Consider the following 18,962-nt stretch of genomic DNA (forward strand, 5'->3'; position numbering starts at 1 on the left):
AGGGCATAATACAACCATCAAAAAAAGGGAGTGACACAGAATGGAGGCGGTTTCACCAATAAGGCGGTTTACGGTCGATGGAGTCAATGTATACTACGAACATTATCAAAATCCCGGCAGGCAAACGCTGGTCTGCGTACACGGTTTTTTATCATCTGCATTCAGCTTCAGAAAAGTAATTCCTCTCCTTCGGGACAAGTACGACATCATCGCGCTTGATTTGCCTCCTTTCGGCCAATCTGAAAAATCAAGAACGTTTATCTATACCTATCAAAACCTTGCTAAGCTTGTCATTGGGATTTTGGAGCACTTGCAAGTGAAACAGGCTGTGCTTGTCGGGCATTCTATGGGCGGGCAGATATCGCTGTCTGCTGCTCTCCAAAAACCTGAGCTTTTTTCAAAGGTTGTGCTGCTTTGCAGTTCAGGGTATTTAAAACGTTCACACCCGACGATTATTTTCGGGACCCATATCCCGTATTTTCATCTTTACATCAAACGCTGGCTCTCGAAAGAAGGCGTGATGAAAAATTTATTAAATGTGGTGCATGACAAATCGCTGATTGATGAGGAGATGATTGACGGCTATGGCAGACCGTTTCAGGACGAGCAGATTTTCAAAGCCATGACAAGGTTTATCCGCCACAGAGAAGGAGATTTAGAACCCGAGCAATTGAAGAAAATGAACAAGCCTGCTCTATTGATTTGGGGCGAAGAGGATCGAATTGTCCCAATGGAGATCGGTAAACGGCTGCACGCGGATTTGCCTAATTCCGTGCTGTACTCACTTGGCCAGACCGGACATCTGGTGCCTGAAGAACGGCCTGAACTTGTTTCTGAACACATTGCTCATTTTATCAATTAAAAAAACCGGTGCTGAACCGGTTTTTTAAGGCGTGCAGGAGCTGCTGTTTTTAATGAATAAAAGCTGGCCTGCCACTTCCCGGCAGCTGGCGATCGGCAGCGTTTGTTCAAAAGAAGTTTCAAATATTTGCTGAATGCTTTTCGCCAGCAAGTCGGGATCGTTTTCATCATAGACTGCCTGCACGACATCAACAGCCTCCGTTTCGTAAAACTCTTCTCCATATTTAAACGGGTCCCATTTGGCAATAATCTTAATCATTTCCCTGACCGCTTGACTTTCTTCCATATTCATCACCGCTTATAATAAAATTTGCAGTTCTATCTTATCATAGTGAAGCTTAGAAGAATAAACATACATGAGGGGGTAACAGAATGAACTTTGATAAACGAGAAGAACGCCTTGGCACCCAATCGGTCAAATGGGATAAAACAGGCGAATTATTTGGCGTGACAGACGCCCTCCCGATGTGGGTGGCAGATATGGATTTTCGCGCCCCGGAAGCGATAACTGAAGCGTTAAAAGAGCGTCTTGACCACGGTATTTTTGGTTATACAACTCCAGATCAAAAAACGAAGGATGCTGTGTGCGGATGGATGCAAAACAGGCACGGCTGGAAGGTAAATCCGGAAAGCATCACATTCAGCCCCGGCGTTGTAACAGCTTTGAGCATGGCGGTACAAGCTTTTACGGAGCCTGGCGATCAAGTAGTTGTTCAGCCTCCAGTTTATACGCCTTTTTACCATATGGTGGAGAAAAACGGCCGGCACATTTTACATAATCCGCTGCTAGAAAAAGACGGCGCATATGCAATGGATTTTGAAGATTTGGAGACAAAGCTTAGTGACCCAAGCGTTACATTGTTTATTTTATGCAATCCTCATAACCCTTCTGGGCGTTCATGGAGCCGGGAAGATTTACTGAAGCTAGGCGAATTGTGCCTTGAGCATGGCGTCACAGTTGTATCGGATGAAATCCATTCCGATTTAATGCTGTACGGACATAAACACACGCCGTTCGCTTCGCTCTCTGACGATTTCGCTGATATTTCTGTGACATGTGCTGCTCCAAGCAAAACATTTAATATCGCCGGATTGCAGGCTTCAGCGATCATTATTCCGGATCACCTGAAGCGCGCCAAGTTTTCCGCAAGCCTTCAGCGCAATGGTTTAGGCGGACTGAACGCGTTTGCCGTCACTGCAATCGAAGCCGCGTATTCAAAAGGCGGACCGTGGCTTGATGACTTGATCACTTACATTGAGAAAAACATGAACGAAGCGGAAGCCTTTTTGAGCAACGAGCTGCCAAAGGTCAAAATGATGAAGCCGGATGCATCATACTTGATTTGGCTCGACTTCAGCGCTTACGGCTTGTCCGATGCAGAGCTTCAGCAAAGAATGCTAAAAAAAGGAAAAGTTATTTTAGAGCCCGGGACGAAATACGGGCCTGGCGGAGAAGGATTTATGCGCCTGAACGCGGGATGCTCTCTTGCAACCCTGCAGGACGGCCTGCGCCGCATCAAAGCCGCATTATCGTAAATATAGCTGTAAACGCCTTTACGTCTTCATTTGTAAAGGCGTTCTTAATAAAGGAATTTTATATTTTACTTCTAATATTTAGTGTTATAATAGATTCATATTTTATACGAAAGGATTTCACACGAATGGAAATTCTAAAAGACTATCTTCTGCACATCTGCTTTATTTTGTTTCCTATTCTTCTTTACCAAGTGTTTTGGCTTGGAAAACCTGCGATTCTTGTGCCAAAAATAAACAGCGGTTTGGTCACGCTCTTCGCCTGCGGCGCCTCCGTTTTATGCATTATTTTCCCGATTCATGAAATGGACTACATACAATACGGCCTTCAGATGATTCCCGTTATCATTTGTTTATTTTACATTAGTACCGCTTCCGGACTTACAGTCGCCGCATCTGTCCTATGTTTTGAACTGCTTTTTTACGAACCTTCCGCAATGTTTGTTTTCACTTTGCTGCCTTTTCTTATCATTATCCCAATCTTATTTCAGAAAAAATGGCCATTCATGTCCAAAGCGAAAAAACTGCTGCTGTCTTTATTGATCAGCTGCGTGGAGATTTTCCTATTTTTCGCCTCAAGCTGGATTCTTTCCGCCTTGAATATTTTAAATTTTCAAAAATCAGGAATTTTCGTTTACGAGGCGGCAGTCTCAGGGCTTTTCCGCTCCAGTGTTCTTCTATTAAGCATCTATATTATCGAAAGCATCGCCGAAAATATCGCCCTGCGCTCACAGCTTATCCATTCTGAAAAAATGACGATTGTGAGTGAACTGGCAGCGAGCGTCGCCCATGAGGTCAGGAATCCGCTGACAGTTGTCCGCGGGTTTGTCCAGCTGCTTTTTAATGATGAAACCCTACAAAACAAGTCGAGTGCAGATTACAAAAAGCTTGTACTGTCAGAGCTTGACCGGGCGCAAGGCATTATTACAAACTATCTCGATATGGCCAAACAGCAATTATACGAAAAAGAGGTTTTTGACCTATCAGCCCTTATCAAAGAGACAAGCTCCCTTATGGTGTCGTACGCCAATTACAAGTCAGTAACCGTCGAGGCTGAAACAGAACCGGACCTTTTGATATACGGAGACGCAACAAAGCTGAAGCAGGCTGTCATCAACCTGATGAAAAACAGTATTGAAGCGGTTCCTCACGGGAAGGGTGTGATCCACATATCAGCCAAAAGAAACGGCCATACGATTATGATTAACATCACAGACAATGGGGTCGGGATGACAGACCATCAAATGCAAAAACTCGGCGAACCTTATTATTCCTTAAAAACGAACGGAACGGGACTCGGCCTCACCGTAACCTTTTCCATTATTGAACATCATCACGGGACCATTTCATTTAACAGCAGCTTCCAAAAAGGCACTACGGTGACCATTAAGCTTCCCGCTGATCTTCCTCACTAGCAAATCGATTGGAACTTTAATAGAATGAATGCGAGGTGATGACAGATGAGCACGTTTGAGACAGGCTCTATCGTTAAAGGATTTTACAAAACAGGTGTATACATAGGAGAAATCACGGCTTGCAGGCCGCAGCACTATTTAGTGAAAGTGAAAGCGGTTCTTACCCATCCCTCTCAAGGAGACCTTCATCATCCAAAACAGGCGGATGTGCCATTTTTTCATGAGAGAAAAGCGCTCGCATATGGTGAACAGACCAATATCCCCCACCATATGGTGAAGCCTTATGACGGTGAAGTGCCGGATTATACCGAATCTCTGCGGGAGGCGACAGCACAGCTGAGAGCCAAATTGAATGAGGATGGTTCGGAGTGGGCAAAACGCTCCCTTCATAATCTGGACATTTTAGAAAAAGAATATTTTAACCGGCCATAACCCAGTCTGACAAAAGATTGGGTTTTTCACGTCGCGCGCTTGAACAGTTCGGTTAAATCGATTCTTTCGCCGATTGTGGGCGGTTTCGGCTTTTCGAGATACTGCTTATCCTGCTCAACAAGCTTAAAAAGTTTATATGCTGTGAGGGCATCATCAAGCGCTTTATGATGGGTGCCGGTTCCGGAATCTCCATACTCTTCGGCAGCTTTCCATAAACCCGTCAATGTCCGGTCTCCAAAAAAGTTTTTGTATTCAAGCGATAAATCTCTCATTTCTCCCTTAAACGGGAAAGGGATATGGTTAAACATACAGTTTTGCTTCAGCACTTTCATATCCATGTTTCCCCACGTAATAATTGTGCTGTTTTTCTCAGGATCCAGCTCGTTTAGTTTACGGATGAAATCCTCGAATCTCATTCCTTCGTCTACCTGTTTTTGGGTTATTTTTAAAAATGATTTGCAGCGTTTCGTAAGCTTCGGGAACTTTTTCGGTCTAACATAGCTAGAAAACGTCTCAACCACTTCATCATCAATCGACTTTACAATTCCGGCTTCAATGATTTCCGGGAAGAAGTTTTGAGGACTGTACTTTCCATCAGGCATCGTAAATTCGAAATCAATAATGAGTAAGCTGTTTGTCGTCACCTTTTTACACCTGCCTTTCCTCCGATCAGAAAATGCTATCTTTATAGTATATCAATTCCTCTTCTCGACATTTCTTCATTTTCTAAAAATAATGAATTTTCCCAGCCGCTTCGTTTCTTTTAAATTATGAATCGTTTCTTTATAATTAGTAAGGAACCCGAAATAATAAGAAGGTGATGTTATTTCTATCCGTAAGAAAAACTTTGTCATAGTGTGGCTGGCGAACTTTTTTGTCTCCGCTAGCACAACGATGATCGTTCCTTTTCTCTCCTTATACATTGAGACGCTCAGCTCCTTTTCAAACGGCTTTGTGCAAAGGTGGAGCGGCTATGTGTTCGGCATTACATTTCTCATGGCGTTTTTGGTATCCCCGTTTTGGGGACGGTTCGGAGACAAACGCGGATACAAGAAAATCCTTATGGCAACCGGAACGGGCATTGCCCTCAGCATTTTCTTCATGGGCTTTGTTACATCGGTGTACCAATTGTTTTTTCTGCGTATGGCAATGGGTCTTGTAACCGGATTCATCCCGACTTCTCTTGCGATGATTTCGGCACAGACTCCGAAGAGCTCAGCCGGCAAAACACTTGGCACGCTGCAAATGGGGCAAGTGTCCGGAAGCTTGTTCGGCCCGCTTTTGGGAGGCATGCTTGCTGATCGTTTCGGCTTTACGTATACCTTTTTTATCACATCCTTTGTGATTTTCTCGTCTGTTCTTCTCGTGTTATTTGGTGTCAAAGAAAAGCCTCTTGCAGAGAAAACAGCCAAACGTACGTCTTACTCGAGAAAAGAAGTGCTCTCCTATATTTTTCACCAGCCCGCACTGTGGGTCATGATGCTGTTAACCATGCTGATTCAAACAGGCAATTTCAGTATCCAGCCTCTGCTCGCTTTATATGTAAATGAGCTGCACGGACCTGTCAATCTTGCCTTTTTCTCCGGCATGGCATTTTCAGCAACGGGGCTCGGAAGTTTGCTGCTGGCTAGAAAATGGGGTGATCTGGGCGACCGCTACGGCCATCGCCGCATTTTAATCGGACTTTTGCTCGCCGCCTCTTTCTTTTTTATTCCGCAGGCGCTCGCGTCCTCACTCAGCGTGCTCCTTGTTTTCAGATTTTTATTCGGAATGGCGATGGGCGGTTTGCTGCCATGCATTACGGCAGCGATCCGCGTTCAGGCTCCCGGCAGCATTCAAGGTGAAGTTCTCGGCTACAATGTCAGCTTTCGCTTTTTAGGAAACGTGCTCGGGCCTCTGCTCGGCGGAATCATATCGAGCCATTTTACCATTTCGGCCACCTTTTACGTCACGGCGTTTCTCTTTTTCGCCGGCGCCTGCATGCTTTGGATCATGCAGAAACTTCGGAAAGATTCTTATGCCAAAGCAAGCTGATTCCGAGAAAAAACTGAGGAATCTTCTAAATTTAACCTTCTCGTAATCTCAAAAGAATGGTACGATATGGCTAGAATTTAGGAGAAAAGAGAGTGACCATGTTACGAAAAATAATCGGATGGATTTTGCTCCTTTGCATAATCCCATTGTTTGCATTTACAGTTATCGCTTCCGGAAAAGAAGTAAAACAAATGAAGTCCCTGGATCAGGTGCTTGATAAAAATATTGATCTGAAAGATATCAGCCTTGTTCAGAACAGCTACATGTATGACAGGGACGGCTCCCTTGTCTCGGAAATCGTTAGCGACCACGAAAACCGTGTGCTCGTTCCATTTAACAAGATTCCCGAGGAAGTCAAACAGATTTTCTTAACATCTGAGGACCGCCATTTTTACGAGCATAAAGGCTTTGACTTTATGGGAATGGTGCGGGCTACTGCTTCTAACGTAAAAGACAAGAAAATTGACCAGGGTGCCAGCACCATCACACAGCAGCTTTCAAGAAACTTGTATTTGAGCCACGAACGCTCCTTCAGCCGCAAGCTGACAGAGCTCGCGTATTCCTATCAGCTGGAGAAAAAATATACGAAAAATGAAATTCTTGAAGCTTACTTAAATACCATTTATTTCAACAACGGTGTTTACGGCGTCGGTTCAGCAGCTCAATTCTATTTCAGCAAACCGCTGAAATCTCTCACAGTGGGAGAAATGGCTTTTATCTGTGCTATACCTAATAACCCTACATTATATGATCCTCTCAAGCATTTTGACTACACGAAAAGCCGTCAAGAACGTTTGCTTAAAGGGCTAAAAGATGCCGGGGTCATTACGGACAAAGAGCTGAAAAAAGCCGTAAAACAAAAAATCAAACTGGATGTTGAAAAAAGAGAAGACAAATATCCTGACTACGTTTCCTACGTCAATGATGAATTCACTCAGCTGGTGTCTGAATCAGAAGGCTTTGATAAACGCCTTCAAAAAGCATCAGGAAAACAAAAAGAAAAGATCGAGAACGAGCTGTCCGCAAGAGTCAGCACGCTGATGAAAGACGGTGTGAAAATTTATACTGCACTTGATCCGTACATGCAAAATCAAGTTGTGGCACAAATGAATTCCAAGCTCCCGTATGCGGACGTACAGGGCGGAGCGGCTGTGATTAATCACCAGACGCATCAAATCATCGCTCTATCCGGCGGGAAAAACTATCAAAAATATGACTTTAACCGCGCCTACCAGGCGTACAGGCAGCCGGGTTCATCCATTAAGCCGCTTCTTGATTACGGCCCTTATATTGAACAGACCGGCGCGACAACAAGCAGCACCATTGATGCCAGCAAGTTTTGCAGCAAAGACTACTGTCCGCAAAACTACAATAACCGCACTTACGGCACAGTGACGCTTGATACGGCGTTTAAAAATTCATATAATACCCCAGCTATTAGAATGCTCGACCGCGTCGGCATCCAAAAGGCATTCAGTTATATTGAGCCTTATCATTTTGCCAAACTTGTCGACAGTGACTATCTTCTTCCGGCGGCGCTTGGCGGATTTACAAACGGCATGACGCCTCTTGAGATGACAAAGGCTTATACGACATTCGGAAACAGCGGAAGCTATACGCCGAGCCATGCGATTACAAAGGTGACAGACCTTAAAGGAAAAACGCTTTATAAATGGAATGATAAAGCGACTCAAATATTCAGCGTCCGCACGAACATGCAGCTGAAAAAACTGATGTCTTCCGTTGTGAAAAGCGGAACAGGGAAAAAAGCATATTTCAATGCGCCTTACATCGGCGGTAAAACCGGAACATCAAATGATTATCACGATATGTGGTTTGTCGGCCTGACTGATACGTATACAATGGGTGTCTGGGTCGGAAAGGATACACCGACCAGCGTTGAATATCTTCACAGCATCAGCCCTCAGCTTTCCATCTGGAAAGGAACGCTGCAAGCGGCTTATTAAAGGATCGGAGGGGATATGGGGTGACTTCAGAACAAATTCCAAATCGCGTTTTGCTGTTTGACGGTGTCTGCAATTTATGCAATGGCGCCGTGCAGTTTATTATTAAACGTGATCCGGACGGATTGATTTCTTTCACATCGCTGCAGTCGGAAACAGGACAGAGCCTGCTGAAAAAAAGCGGGCTTCCGACTGATCGGCTTGACAGCTTTGTCTTTATTGAAGACGGTCAAGTGTACACAAAGTCAACTGCAGCCATTAAGGTTTTCAGGCATCTGCGAGGCCCATGGCGGCTCTTCGTCCTGTTTTTCGCAGTGCCGAAGCCTGTCAGAGATATGGTCTATTCTTTCATTGCCAACAACCGCTATAAGTGGTTTGGCAAAAAAAATGAATGTATGCTCCCCTCCCCTTCTATTAAAAAAAGATTTTTACCGTAAATAAAAAATGGCTAGGAAGCTAGCCATCACAGATTGTTGACAAAATCCTAAAACGACTTCGTTTTAGGATTTTGTCATCTTTTCAGCGTGATTGAAAACTTTTGAAGTCGATGAAGAGCGAGCATTGGATGTGAAACGGCGGAAACCTGAGAATCTAGCCGCCGTTTTATTGCGTATAGAGCACGAAGCGCAAATCTGACCACCAAACGCTGAAATGGCTAGCTTACACAGGTAAGCTAGCCATTATGCTATTATAAAGCTTGATAAATATGAACAGAATACCGATAACAAAGGTAAACCAAAACAGCAGTTCCAATAGAATGAACCCGACTAATGACATGAGAGAAAGCGTCGAATAAATCCGGTATACGGTAAACACAAAGTAAGCGAGCGTGACGACCGCAAACCAGATCACAATCCAAATGACATTTTGCAAGAGCACAAAGGATAAAATCCCGCCGCCCAAATAAATCATGGAACCCATTCTGAGTTTTTTCAGGTTGTTCCCTTCCGGATCATTAGCAAAAAACAGCAATGACAGCTCGGTCACGGTATTTGCAATTAATTTCAGAGCGGACAGAACCATAAAATATAAAAGTGCAAAGGCAGCAAATAACGCAAGCCTGATTCCTTTCTCTGAAAAATAATCGAGCATTCCATCATACATTCCAAATGAAGACAGCATCTTCAACGCATAAAGTGAAGTTGAGATGGATAAGGACGAACTAAAAAGCAGGATCGCAATCAGCGGAAAATATCCTGTCAAATAAGTATTTTTCATATAAAAAAGTCCCTTTCTATAATCTACCTCATTTATTATGGAGGACTTAAAACACATTGACAAGATAAATTATTCCATTTTTTCTCCTTTTTACGAATTACGGTCCCAAATCTTCACAAAGCAGCATTTTGAGAGTAAAGTAGTACGCAGGAATCATAAAACGTAAGGAAGTTTTATATGAAAAAAACATTAAAACTGCAAACCAGACTCACCATATTTGTTTGTATCGTTGTATTAATCGCATTGCTCATTACGTTTTTTACAGTCGGTGCCCAAACCACCAAACGAATTAGAGATCAGGAAAAGGCCACTGCGCTACAGACTGCTGAAATGGTAGCTGAGGCGCCGATGACAGCCGCTGCTTTAGAAAGCGGAAAAAAACAAAAGGAACTGCAGAGCTACACAAAGCGGGTTCAGAAAATTACCGGCACGGAATTTGTTGTCGTCATGGATATGAACGGTATCCGCAAAACTCATCCTGACCCGAGCAAAATCGGAAAAAAATTCAGAGGCGGTGATGAGTCCGAGGTATTAAAAGGGCATGTCCATATCAGCACAGCCTCTGGCACGCTCGGGAAATCGCAGAGAGCGTTCGTCCCTGTCTACGCGGAGAATGGAAAACAGGTCGGTGCAGTCGCGGTCGGCATCACCGTAAATGAAATTGATGAAGTGATCAGCCATAGCTTACGGCCGCTTTACTTTATTATTTGCGTCAGCATCTTCGTCGGTGTGATCGGAGCCGTTATCGTCGCCCGTACAGTGAAAAATATCATGTACGGACTTGAACCTTATGAAATTGCGACTCTGCTTGAAGAACGGAGCGCGATGCTGGAATCGACGAAGGAAGGAATACTCGCTGTCGATGAACATGGCAAAATTAAACTTGCCAACGCGGAAGCAAAACGCCTATTCGTCAAAATGGGCATCAACACAAATCCCATTGATCAGGATGTAGATGACATCTTGCCGAAAAGCCGCTTGAAAAAGGTCATTGAGACAAAAAAACCTCTTCAAGACAGAGACGTCCGCATTAACGGGCTGGAGCTTGTGTTTAATGAAGTTCCTATCCAGCTGAAAGGACAAACTGTCGGAGCGATTGCAACATTCCGCGACAAGACCGAGGTAAAACATTTAGCTGAACAGCTTTCCGGTGTTAAAATGTATGCAAACGCACTGAGAGCGCAGTCTCATGAATTTATGAACAAACTGCATGTGATATTAGGTCTCGTCCAGCTGAAAGAGTATGATGATCTTGGAGATTATATTAAAGATATAGCCATACAGCAAAAATCAGAAACAAGTGAAATTATAAATGATGTCAAAAGCTCCGTACTGGCCGGTTTTCTGCTTGGAAAGCAAAGCTTTATACGTGAACAGGGCGCAAATCTTGATATTGAATGCAACGGTGTCATCCCGAACGCGGCAGACCCTTCTGTCATCCATGAACTTATTACAATCATCGGAAATCTCATCAACAATGGCTTAGACGCCGTTGCCGATATGCCGAAAAAACAAATCACCATGTCCATGCGCTTCCATAACAGCATACTTGATATTGAAATTACCGATACTGGAGCAGGCATGTCTGAAGAAGACCAAGCCAAAGTATTTGAACAAGGCTATTCAACAAAGGGCAAAAACCGGGGATTCGGCCTTTATTTCACACAGCAAAGCATCGAAAATTTAAAAGGCCAAATGATCCTCACAAGCGAAAAGAATGAAGGAACGACATTCAGTATTCGCATCCCGTACGAACCGAAGGAGGAAAATCATGATTAATGTACTAATAGTTGAAGATGACCCCATGGTGGGTGAATTAAATAAACGATACTTAAGCCAAATAGATGGCTTTCAGCTGAAAGGCATCGCTTCTTCCTTTCAAAGCGCTCTGCATATTTTAGGCGAGCATCATATCGACCTCATTTTGCTTGATATTTATATGCCGGGAAAAAACGGGCTGGAACTGCTGACGGAATTGAGAGCCCAAAATGAAGCGGTTGACGTGATTGTCATCTCAGCGGCCAGCGAGCTTGACGTGATCAAGAAAACACTTCGGTACGGAGCTGTTGATTATTTAATCAAACCGTTTGAATTTGAACGATTCCAAACGGCTCTGTCTGATTACAGACGAAAACAAAAGGTGTATTCAACCCATCGCAACATGAGCCAAAAAGAACTGGACGCCGAGCTTTTTCAAAAGAAAGAAGCAACAGAAAAAGTGCAGCTTCCTAAAGGCCTGACAAAAAGCACGCTGAAGCTGATCTGGTCCAGTATCCAGTCATTTGAAAATGAATCTTTTACGACAGAAGACTTGGCAAAGCACACAGAAATCTCTCAAGTATCCATACGAAAATACTTAAAGTTTCTTGAAGATATACAGGTTCTGAATGTAGAAATGGCGTACGGAACGATCGGAAGACCTGTGTTTCAGTACAACGTCAACAACAGTAACCTTAACGGAATAAAGCAATATCTATAAGAAAAACGCACTGCTTGCTTTGAGCAGTGCGTTTTTCCTGTCATATCTCTTGCCAAGATGCTTGATTCTATTGTTGATAAGTTATACAAGAATAACAAAGGGCCTTTCAACATTTTTAAGCAAACAATTCTAAAAATAGATACTTTTTAAAAAAATTATGCGAAATTCTATTTATTTCTTATTAGTTAAATGATAAATTATGATTGGTAAGTTGATCCCGAAAAACTAAGTCATAAGTCTTACTTCAGAAAACGATGTCACGGTTTTCCGCCCGGAACGCCTTCCACATCCTTCTCTTCCCCGCCTTTCGAAGGAAATACTCACACCACGCTTATTCAGGGAAGAATAGAACTGTCTCAGCGCATTCCATTTGTTATTATCAGAAAATTTTATCGATTCTAAGAAATTGTTCAGGACAGCCCATCACATGACTGGCCGGATCAGCTTTGAACCAAATTTTTCTGGGGGGTTATATCTTGAATAAACGAAAAATCGGATTGGCGATGTCACTTGTGATCGCAGCAGGCACCATATTAGGAGCATGCGGAAACAGCGAAAAAAGCAGCGGCTCAGGCGAAGGCAAAAACAAATTCAGTGTGGCGATGGTTACTGACGTAGGCGGAGTGGATGACAAATCCTTCAACCAATCAGCCTGGGAAGGCATCCAAGCCTTTGGGAAAGAGAATGGGCTGAAAAAAGGCAAAAACGGTTACGACTATCTTCAATCCAAATCTGATGCAGACTATACAACGAACTTAAATAAATTGGCGCGTGAGAATTTTGACTTAATTTACGGCGTCGGCTACTTAATGGAGGATTCAATCAGCGAAATTGCTGACCAGCGCAAAAATACAAACTTTGCGATTATAGATGCTGTTGTCGATAAAGACAACGTCGCAAGTATTACGTTTAAAGAGCAGGAAGGCTCATTTCTCGTCGGAGTGGCCGCAGCCCTATCAAGCAAATCAGGAAAAATCGGCTTTGTAGGCGGCATGGAATCAGAGTTAATCAAAAAATTCGAGGTCGGCTTCCGTGCCGGCGTGCAAGCAGTTAACCCTAAAGCCGTTGTAGAAGTGAAATACGCAGGGGGTTTCGATAAAGCCGATGTCGGTAAAGCAACCGCCGAAAGCATGTATAAATCAGGCGTAGATGTTATTTATCACTCTGCGGGCGCCACTGGCACAGGCGTCTTTACTGAAGCGAAAAACCTGAAGAAAGAAGATCCAAAACGCGATGTCTGGGTCATCGGTGTCGATAAAGACCAATACGCAGAAGGCCAGGTAGAAGGAACAGATGATAACGTCACCCTCACTTCCATGGTGAAAAAAGTAGATACAGTCGTTGAAGATGTAACGAAAAAAGCGAGTGACGGAAAGTTCCCGGGCGGCGAAACACTTACCTACGGGCTTGATCAAGACGGAGTCGGCATTTCTCCATCTAAACAAAATCTATCGGATGATGTGATCAAAGCGGTCGATAAATGGAAGAAAAAAATCATCGACGGATTGGAAGTCCCGGCAACTGAGAAAGAGCTGAAAACCTTTAAAGCTGAATAAGAATCGCAGGGATAAGGAGGTCGAGCCCTTATCCCTTGTTTTTCTTTTATTTTGAAATAAAGGAGCGGTCAATCAATGGAATATGTCATTGAAATGCTCAATATCCGCAAGGCGTTTCCAGGTATCGTCGCCAATGACAATATCAATCTTCAAGTCAAAAAAGGCGAAATACACGCGTTGCTCGGTGAAAACGGAGCGGGGAAATCAACATTGATGAATGTCCTTTTCGGGCTGTATCAGCCGGAGCGGGGTGAAATTCGGGTGCGCGGCGAGAAGGTGCACATCAACAGCCCGAACAAAGCGAATGACCTTGGAATTGGAATGGTGCACCAGCACTTTATGCTTGTTGACACCTTTACAGTTGCTGAAAATATTATTCTCGGGAAGGAGCCAAAGAAGTTTGGCAGAATTGACCGGAAGCGTGCTGGCCAAGAGGTGCAGGACATTTCCGATCGATACGGCCTGCAGATCCATCCTGAAGCAAAAGCAGCTGACATATCAGTCGGTATGCAGCAGCGCGCAGAAATATTAAAAACCCTCTACCGCGGTGCCGACATTCTGATTTTTGATGAACCGACGGCTGTTTTGACGCCTCATGAAATTAAGGAACTGATGCAAATTATGAAGAACCTGGTCAAAGAAGGGAAGTCCATCATCTTAATCACCCATAAGCTGAAAGAGATTATGGAGATTTGTGACCGTGTTACGGTTATCCGTAAAGGAAAAGGCATCAAAACCCTTGATGTCCGTGATACAAACCAAGACGAACTCGCCAGTCTAATGGTCGGCCGCGAGGTATCGTTCAAAACCGAAAAGAGAGCTGCTCAGCCGGGAGCGGAAGTGCTTGCGATTGACGGCATAACTGTAAAGGATACCCGCGGAATAGAGACAGTCAGAGATTTGTCTCTTTCAGTCAAAGCGGGAGAAATAGTCGGCATAGCAGGCGTCGACGGAAACGGGCAATCTGAGCTGATCGAAGCGGTGACAGGACTCCGCAAAACAGATTCAGGAACAATCACCTTAAACGGAAAACAGATCCAAAACCTGACGCCAAGAAAAATCACTGAATCTGGGATCGGGCATATTCCTCAGGATCGCCATAAACACGGTCTCGTCCTTGATTTTCCAATCGGAGAGAATATCCTGCTGCAAAGCTATTACAAAAAGCCGTATTCAGCATTGGGCGTTTTACATAAAGGCGAAATGTACAAAAAAGCACGCAGCCTGATCACTGAGTACGATGTCAGAACGCCGGATGAATATACACACGCTCGGGCATTGTCAGGCGGAAACCAGCAAAAAGCGATTATCGGGCGGGAAATAGACCGAAATCCTGATTTATTAATTGCCGCCCAGCCGACTCGCGGCCTTGATGTCGGAGCGATTGAATTTGTCCATAAAAAGCTCATTGAGCAGCGTGATGCCGGGAAAGCCGTTCTTCTCCTCTCGTTTGAGCTTGAAGAAATTATGAATCTCAGTGACAGAATCGCCGTTATTTTTGAAGGACGCATTATCGCCAGCGTTAATCCGCAGGACACCACTGAACAGGAGCTTGGTCTCTTGATGGCAGGAAGCACGCAAAAGGAAGCGGGGAAAGCAAATGGTTAAACGACTCTCTCATTTACTCGTGCCGCTCATCGCAATCATCCTTGGTCTTGCGGCCGGCGCGTTGATTATGCTTGTGAGCGGCTACAGTATGGCCAGCGGATATTCGGCTTTGTGGAATGGGATATTCGGAGAAATCTATTATGTCGGAGAAACAATCCGGCAAATTACGCCTTATATTTTATCCGGATTGGCTGTCGCCTTTGCATTCCGAACCGGACTCTTTAATATCGGCGTCGAGGGCCAGCTGCTCGTCGGCTGGACAGCAGCGGTTTGGGTCGGTACGGCGTTTGATGGACCGGCATATATTCACTTGCCGCTCGCATTGATTACAGCAGCAGCTGCAGGAGGATTATGGGGGTTTATTCCCGGCATTTTGAAAGCGCGATTTTTCGTTCATGAAGTCATTGTCACCATTATGATGAATTATATCGCGCTGCACATGACCAATTACATCATTTCAAACGTCTTGACAGATCATCAGGACAAGACGGGGAAAATTCACGAATCCGCCTCCCTCCGCTCTCCTTTTCTTGAACAGATCACCGATTACTCACGGCTGCATTTGGGAATCATCGTTGCCCTTCTCGCAGCAGTTATCATGTGGTTTATCATCAACAAAACTACAAAGGGATTTGAGCTCCGGGCGGTCGGGTTTAACCAGCACGCTTCCCAGTATGCCGGCATGAGCGTGCGGAAGAATATCATGACCTCCATGCTTATCTCCGGCGCTTTTGCAGGCCTTGCCGGAGCCATGGAGGGGCTAGGAACATTCGAATACGCAGCAGTGAAAGGCGCATTTACCGGCGTAGGCTTTGACGGTATCGCTGTCGCTCTTCTCGGGGGAAACACAGCCGTCGGCGTTGTACTGGCGGCATGCCTGCTTGGCGGTCTGAAAATCGGCGCATTAAATATGCCGATTGAATCAGGCGTTCCATCAGAGGTCGTTGATATTGTGATTGCCATTATTATTCTGTTTGTGGCTTCAAGCTATGCGATTCGTTTCGTCATGGGCAAATTGAAGAAAAAGGGGGGGAACTAAGTGGACATTGTGCAGATTTTATCTATCATTGTCCCTGCCACGCTCGTCTATGCGGCCCCGCTTATTTTAACTGCTCTCGGTGGCGTGTTTTCCGAGAGATCAGGTGTTGTGAATATCGGCCTAGAAGGCCTCATGATTATCGGGGCGTTCACCAGCGTGTTATTTAATTTATTTTTTGGTCCGGAATTAGGTGCCGCCGCACCTTGGCTTTCGCTCCTTGCCGCCATGGCAGCAGGCGCCCTGTTTTCACTGATTCACGCGGCAGCAGCGATTTCGTTTCGCGCCGACCAGACAGTCAGCGGTGTCGCCATTAACATGCTGGCGCTTGGGGCAACTTTATTTATCGTCAAACTGATCTACGGCAAAGCGCAGACAGACAAAATTCCAGAGCCTTTTTATAAGACGAAAATCCCCGGTTTGGGCGATATTCCCGTCTTGGGAAAGATCTTCTTTTCGGATGTCTATTATACGTCTATTCTTGCAATAGCACTTGCCTTTATTTCCTGGTTTATCTTGTTCAAAACGCCGTTCGGCCTTCGTATCCGTTCTGTCGGAGAGCATCCGATGGCGGCCGATACGATGGGAATCAACGTATATAAAATGCGCTACATCGGCGTGATGATCAGCGGATTGTTCGGCGGTCTTGGCGGCGGCGTATATGCCTCCACAATTGCGCTTGATTTCACGCACTCTACCATCTCCGGGCAAGGCTTTATCGCCCTGGCAGCGCTTGTATTCGGAAAATGGCATCCAATCGGAGCACTGGGGGCCGCCCTGTTTTTCGGATTCGCCCAAAGCTTAAGCATCATTGGATCGCTGCTCCCTCTTTTTAAAGACATACCAAATGTGTATATGCTGATGGCTCCTTATGTCTTAACGATTCTCGCTTTAACCGGCTTTATCGGGCGGGCAGATGCGCCAAAAGCCAATGGCGTGCCTTATATTAAAGGTAAAAGATAAAACATTCTCCCCTGGGAAGACGATTCTCAGGGATTTTTTTCTAATCCAAAAGGCCCTCTTAATTTAATTGTTTATTAGTTTTTTAACTTAAAAAAATATGAAGTGTTAACGCTTTCTTGTAGACTGTAACAAACAATACATGGGGGTGTATGACATGGGAGCAATTCCAAAAACGGGGACAATTTCACCTGAGCAAAAAGACTCACAGGGGAAAAACCTGTTTCAAAAAATCTGGTCTTGGGAAATCGGTGTGATTCCTCTGCCTTTATACACAGTATTAGCTGTTATTATTATTCTTGCAGCCTATTACAATGAGCTGCCGGCAAATATGCTTGGCGGGTTTGCCATCATTATGATTCTTGGTGTGTTTCTCGGAGACATAGGCCAACGCATACCGATATTGAAGGATATTGGCGGCCCTGCTATTTTATCTTTGTTTGTTCCTTCATTTTTAGTCTTTTACAATGTACTGAATTCAACATCTTTAGACGCTGTAACCAACTTGATGAAAACGTCTAACTTCCTTTATTTCTATATCGCTTGCCTTGTTGTGGGAAGTATCCTCGGTATGAACAGAATTGTTTTAATACAGGGGTTTATCAGAATGTTCGTTCCACTGGTTGCAGGAACGATCGCGGCCGTTGCAGCCGGCATCCTTGTCGGATTTATTTTTGGCTATAGTGCCTATGATTCCTTTTTCTTTGTTGTTGTCCCGATTATTGCCGGGGGAATAGGTGAAGGAATTTTGCCGCTTTCAATCGCCTATTCACAAATACTGGGCTCATCGGCTGATGTATTTGTGTCTCAGCTGGTTCCAGCCGCAATTATAGGAAACGTTTTTGCTATCATATGTGCAGCCTTAATGAAAAAGCTTGGCGATAAGCGTCCAGATCTAAATGGGAACGGACGTCTCGTAAAATCTAAAAAAGCAAATGAGATTTTCAATCAAAAAGAAGCCGAAGCAAAAATTGATTTCAAATTAATGGGAGCAGGAGTTCTGCTCGCGTGTACATTCTTTATTTTTGGCGGGTTATTGGAGAAATTCATCTTCATCCCGGGCGCGATCTTAATGATTATTTCAGCTGCGGCTGTCAAGTATGCGAATATTCTTCCGAAAAAAATGGAAGAAGGCGCTTACCAGCTTTATAAGTTTATTTCTTCAAGCTTTACATGGCCGCTGATGGTCGGTCTCGGCATCCTCTTTATTCCGTTGGATGACGTAGCGTCTGTGATTTCTATTCCGTTTGTCATCATCTGTATTTCAGTTGTTATCGCGATGATTGGTTCTGGATATTTCGTAGGCAAGCTGATGAACATGTATCCGGTTGAATCCGCAATCGTTACCTGCTGCCACAGCGGCCTCGGCGGAACGGGTGATGTTGCCATTTTATCGGCATCAGGAAGAATGGGCCTTATGCCGTTTGCCCAAATTTCAACCCGTCTCGGCGGTGCAGGCACAGTTATTTGCGCGACAGTGCTGCTTCGTTTTTTCACTTCATAAACAGAAAGAGTTCCGTTTTATGCGGAACTCTTTTTTTATTTATTCACAATCCGAATATACTCTCGGGGACCAAACGGCAGATCCTTTGATTCCGTCTCACTCATTCTGGCTGACAGGTGGTGTTCCAGTAAATACAGCTCCCACTCATCACCAGCCGCCACACCGCTGCGCCCGTCATATTGATTCAACATGAATGCCCCTGCAAATACTGAGCAGAATAAACCTGAGCACATCACGACTTTTCTTTTCACATGACCAGCTCCTTTCCTTCAGCTTGATCAGGATTGATTTTAAATATACAAATAACCTCTTTTTTGTTAGACTTATTTTGAGGTCAAAAGAACTCATAAAAACCCATTACA

19 protein-coding genes are annotated in these 18,962 nt (G+C 44.4%); 14 read left to right on the forward strand and 5 right to left on the reverse strand.

Translation table 11 applies throughout. The features are described from left to right. Positions 1 to 40 precede the first annotated feature (40 nt). On the forward strand, positions 41 to 862 hold the full coding sequence (locus tag QF06_RS14035; protein ID WP_032726784.1) for an alpha/beta fold hydrolase: 822 nt from the start codon (positions 41 to 43) through the stop codon (positions 860 to 862). 24 nt (positions 863 to 886) lie between these two features. Here QF06_RS14035 and QF06_RS14040 read toward each other — a convergent pair whose 3' ends face one another. Then, the gene (locus tag QF06_RS14040; protein WP_032726785.1) at positions 887 to 1,147 is read right to left on the reverse strand and encodes a YugE family protein; all 261 of its coding nucleotides are present in this window, start codon (positions 1,145 to 1,147) and stop codon (positions 887 to 889) included. Positions 1,148 to 1,233: 86 nt separating this feature from the next. Here QF06_RS14040 and patB point away from each other — a divergent pair, with 86 nt between their 5' ends. The 3 genes from patB (at position 1,234) to kapB (ending at position 4,241) form a co-directional block, all read left to right on the forward strand. After that, positions 1,234 to 2,397: a cystathionine beta-lyase PatB gene (gene patB / locus QF06_RS14045; protein WP_041850591.1), complete on the forward strand. Its 1,164-nt coding sequence runs from the start codon at positions 1,234 to 1,236 to the stop codon at positions 2,395 to 2,397. A 125-nt stretch (positions 2,398 to 2,522) separates the two neighbouring features. Further along, a complete protein-coding gene (gene kinB / locus QF06_RS14050; protein WP_015714613.1) occupies positions 2,523 to 3,809 on the forward strand; it encodes a sporulation sensor histidine kinase KinB in 1,287 nt (428 codons plus the stop codon). A 45-nt stretch (positions 3,810 to 3,854) separates the two neighbouring features. Next, positions 3,855 to 4,241, forward strand: a complete 387-nt coding sequence (gene kapB / locus QF06_RS14055) for a kinase-associated lipoprotein KapB (protein WP_015714614.1) — start codon at positions 3,855 to 3,857, stop codon at positions 4,239 to 4,241. Positions 4,242 to 4,267: 26 nt separating this feature from the next. On the opposite strand, the gene kapD is transcribed toward kapB, so the two are convergent. Next, positions 4,268 to 4,885, reverse strand: a complete 618-nt coding sequence (gene kapD / locus QF06_RS14060; RefSeq protein WP_014480688.1) for a 3'-5' exonuclease KapD — start codon at positions 4,883 to 4,885, stop codon at positions 4,268 to 4,270. A gap of 75 nt (positions 4,886 to 4,960) precedes the next feature. Further along, positions 4,961 to 5,164 (reverse strand): hypothetical protein, encoded by a 204-nt coding sequence (locus QF06_RS22160; protein WP_003243502.1) that lies wholly within the window; start codon positions 5,162 to 5,164, stop codon positions 4,961 to 4,963. Between QF06_RS22160 and QF06_RS14070 the strand changes: the two genes are divergently transcribed. The 3 genes from QF06_RS14070 (at position 5,067) to QF06_RS14080 (ending at position 8,676) form a co-directional block, all read left to right on the forward strand. Further along, positions 5,067 to 6,275, forward strand: coding sequence for a multidrug efflux MFS transporter (locus tag QF06_RS14070; protein ID WP_220562392.1), 1,209 nt, complete (start codon positions 5,067 to 5,069; stop codon positions 6,273 to 6,275). The genes QF06_RS22160 and QF06_RS14070 overlap by 98 nt on opposite strands. Before the next feature lie 92 nt (positions 6,276 to 6,367). Next, positions 6,368 to 8,242: a transglycosylase domain-containing protein gene (locus QF06_RS14075; RefSeq protein ID WP_010886602.1), complete on the forward strand. Its 1,875-nt coding sequence runs from the start codon at positions 6,368 to 6,370 to the stop codon at positions 8,240 to 8,242. A 20-nt stretch (positions 8,243 to 8,262) separates the two neighbouring features. Next, complete coding sequence (locus QF06_RS14080) at positions 8,263 to 8,676, forward strand: thiol-disulfide oxidoreductase DCC family protein (protein WP_041850590.1); 414 nt, start codon at positions 8,263 to 8,265, stop codon at positions 8,674 to 8,676. A 223-nt stretch (positions 8,677 to 8,899) separates the two neighbouring features. Here QF06_RS14080 and QF06_RS14085 read toward each other — a convergent pair whose 3' ends face one another. Further along, positions 8,900 to 9,457, reverse strand: a complete 558-nt coding sequence (locus QF06_RS14085) for a YufK family protein (protein ID WP_003228837.1) — start codon at positions 9,455 to 9,457, stop codon at positions 8,900 to 8,902. Between the two features lie 177 nt (positions 9,458 to 9,634). Between QF06_RS14085 and maeL the strand changes: the two genes are divergently transcribed. The 7 genes from maeL (at position 9,635) to maeN (ending at position 18,600) form a co-directional block, all read left to right on the forward strand. Continuing rightward, on the forward strand, positions 9,635 to 11,236 hold the full coding sequence (gene maeL, locus QF06_RS14090; protein ID WP_003228835.1) for a two-component system sensor histidine kinase MaeL: 1,602 nt from the start codon (positions 9,635 to 9,637) through the stop codon (positions 11,234 to 11,236). Further along, positions 11,229 to 11,936 carry a two-component system response regulator MaeM gene (maeM, locus tag QF06_RS14095; RefSeq protein ID WP_014477821.1) on the forward strand — a complete coding sequence of 236 codons (708 nt, stop codon included), beginning with the start codon at positions 11,229 to 11,231 and terminating at the stop codon, positions 11,934 to 11,936. Before maeL ends, maeM begins: the two co-directional genes overlap by 8 nt. A 476-nt stretch (positions 11,937 to 12,412) precedes the next feature. Beyond that, entirely contained in the window at positions 12,413 to 13,492 is a 1,080-nt protein-coding gene (gene nupN / locus QF06_RS14100) for a guanosine ABC transporter substrate-binding protein NupN (protein WP_015384509.1), read from the forward strand. A 75-nt stretch (positions 13,493 to 13,567) separates the two neighbouring features. Further along, positions 13,568 to 15,100, forward strand: a complete 1,533-nt coding sequence (gene nupO, locus QF06_RS14105; protein WP_041850589.1) for a guanosine ABC transporter ATP-binding protein NupO — start codon at positions 13,568 to 13,570, stop codon at positions 15,098 to 15,100. Further along, a complete protein-coding gene (gene nupP / locus QF06_RS14110; protein WP_041850588.1) occupies positions 15,093 to 16,139 on the forward strand; it encodes a guanosine ABC transporter permease NupP in 1,047 nt (348 codons plus the stop codon). Before nupO ends, nupP begins: the two co-directional genes overlap by 8 nt. After that, complete coding sequence (nupQ, locus tag QF06_RS14115; protein WP_014480697.1) at positions 16,140 to 17,099, forward strand: guanosine ABC transporter permease NupQ; 960 nt, start codon at positions 16,140 to 16,142, stop codon at positions 17,097 to 17,099. It begins immediately after the preceding gene. A gap of 154 nt (positions 17,100 to 17,253) precedes the next feature. Then, positions 17,254 to 18,600, forward strand: coding sequence for a sodium/malate symporter MaeN (maeN, locus tag QF06_RS14120; protein WP_021480493.1), 1,347 nt, complete (start codon positions 17,254 to 17,256; stop codon positions 18,598 to 18,600). A gap of 35 nt (positions 18,601 to 18,635) precedes the next feature. On the opposite strand, the gene QF06_RS14125 is transcribed toward maeN, so the two are convergent. After that, positions 18,636 to 18,851, reverse strand: a complete 216-nt coding sequence (locus QF06_RS14125; protein WP_041052857.1) for a hypothetical protein — start codon at positions 18,849 to 18,851, stop codon at positions 18,636 to 18,638. Positions 18,852 to 18,962 lie beyond the last annotated feature (111 nt).

It is taken from the genome of Bacillus sp. YP1 (assembly GCF_000877815.1).
GTDB lineage: Bacteria > Bacillota > Bacilli > Bacillales > Bacillaceae > Bacillus > Bacillus subtilis.

Excerpts from the sequence above, each read along its gene's own strand:
- QF06_RS14035 (WP_032726784.1), top strand. The coding sequence starts at position 41 with ATGGAGGCGGTTTCACCAATAAGGCGGTTTACGGTCGATGGAGTCAAT.
- nupO (WP_041850589.1), top strand. The coding sequence starts at position 13,568 with ATGGAATATGTCATTGAAATGCTCAATATCCGCAAGGCGTTTCCAGGT.
- kapB (WP_015714614.1), top strand. The coding sequence starts at position 3,855 with ATGAGCACGTTTGAGACAGGCTCTATCGTTAAAGGATTTTACAAAACA.
- maeM (WP_014477821.1), top strand. The coding sequence starts at position 11,229 with ATGATTAATGTACTAATAGTTGAAGATGACCCCATGGTGGGTGAATTA.
- QF06_RS22160 (WP_003243502.1), bottom strand. The coding sequence starts at position 5,164 with ATGTATAAGGAGAGAAAAGGAACGATCATCGTTGTGCTAGCGGAGACA.
- QF06_RS14040 (WP_032726785.1), bottom strand. The coding sequence starts at position 1,147 with ATGGAAGAAAGTCAAGCGGTCAGGGAAATGATTAAGATTATTGCCAAA.
- kinB (WP_015714613.1), top strand. The coding sequence starts at position 2,523 with ATGGAAATTCTAAAAGACTATCTTCTGCACATCTGCTTTATTTTGTTT.
- nupP (WP_041850588.1), top strand. The coding sequence starts at position 15,093 with ATGGTTAAACGACTCTCTCATTTACTCGTGCCGCTCATCGCAATCATC.
- QF06_RS14085 (WP_003228837.1), bottom strand. The coding sequence starts at position 9,457 with ATGAAAAATACTTATTTGACAGGATATTTTCCGCTGATTGCGATCCTG.
- maeN (WP_021480493.1), top strand. The coding sequence starts at position 17,254 with ATGGGAGCAATTCCAAAAACGGGGACAATTTCACCTGAGCAAAAAGAC.
- patB (WP_041850591.1), top strand. The coding sequence starts at position 1,234 with ATGAACTTTGATAAACGAGAAGAACGCCTTGGCACCCAATCGGTCAAA.
- maeL (WP_003228835.1), top strand. The coding sequence starts at position 9,635 with ATGAAAAAAACATTAAAACTGCAAACCAGACTCACCATATTTGTTTGT.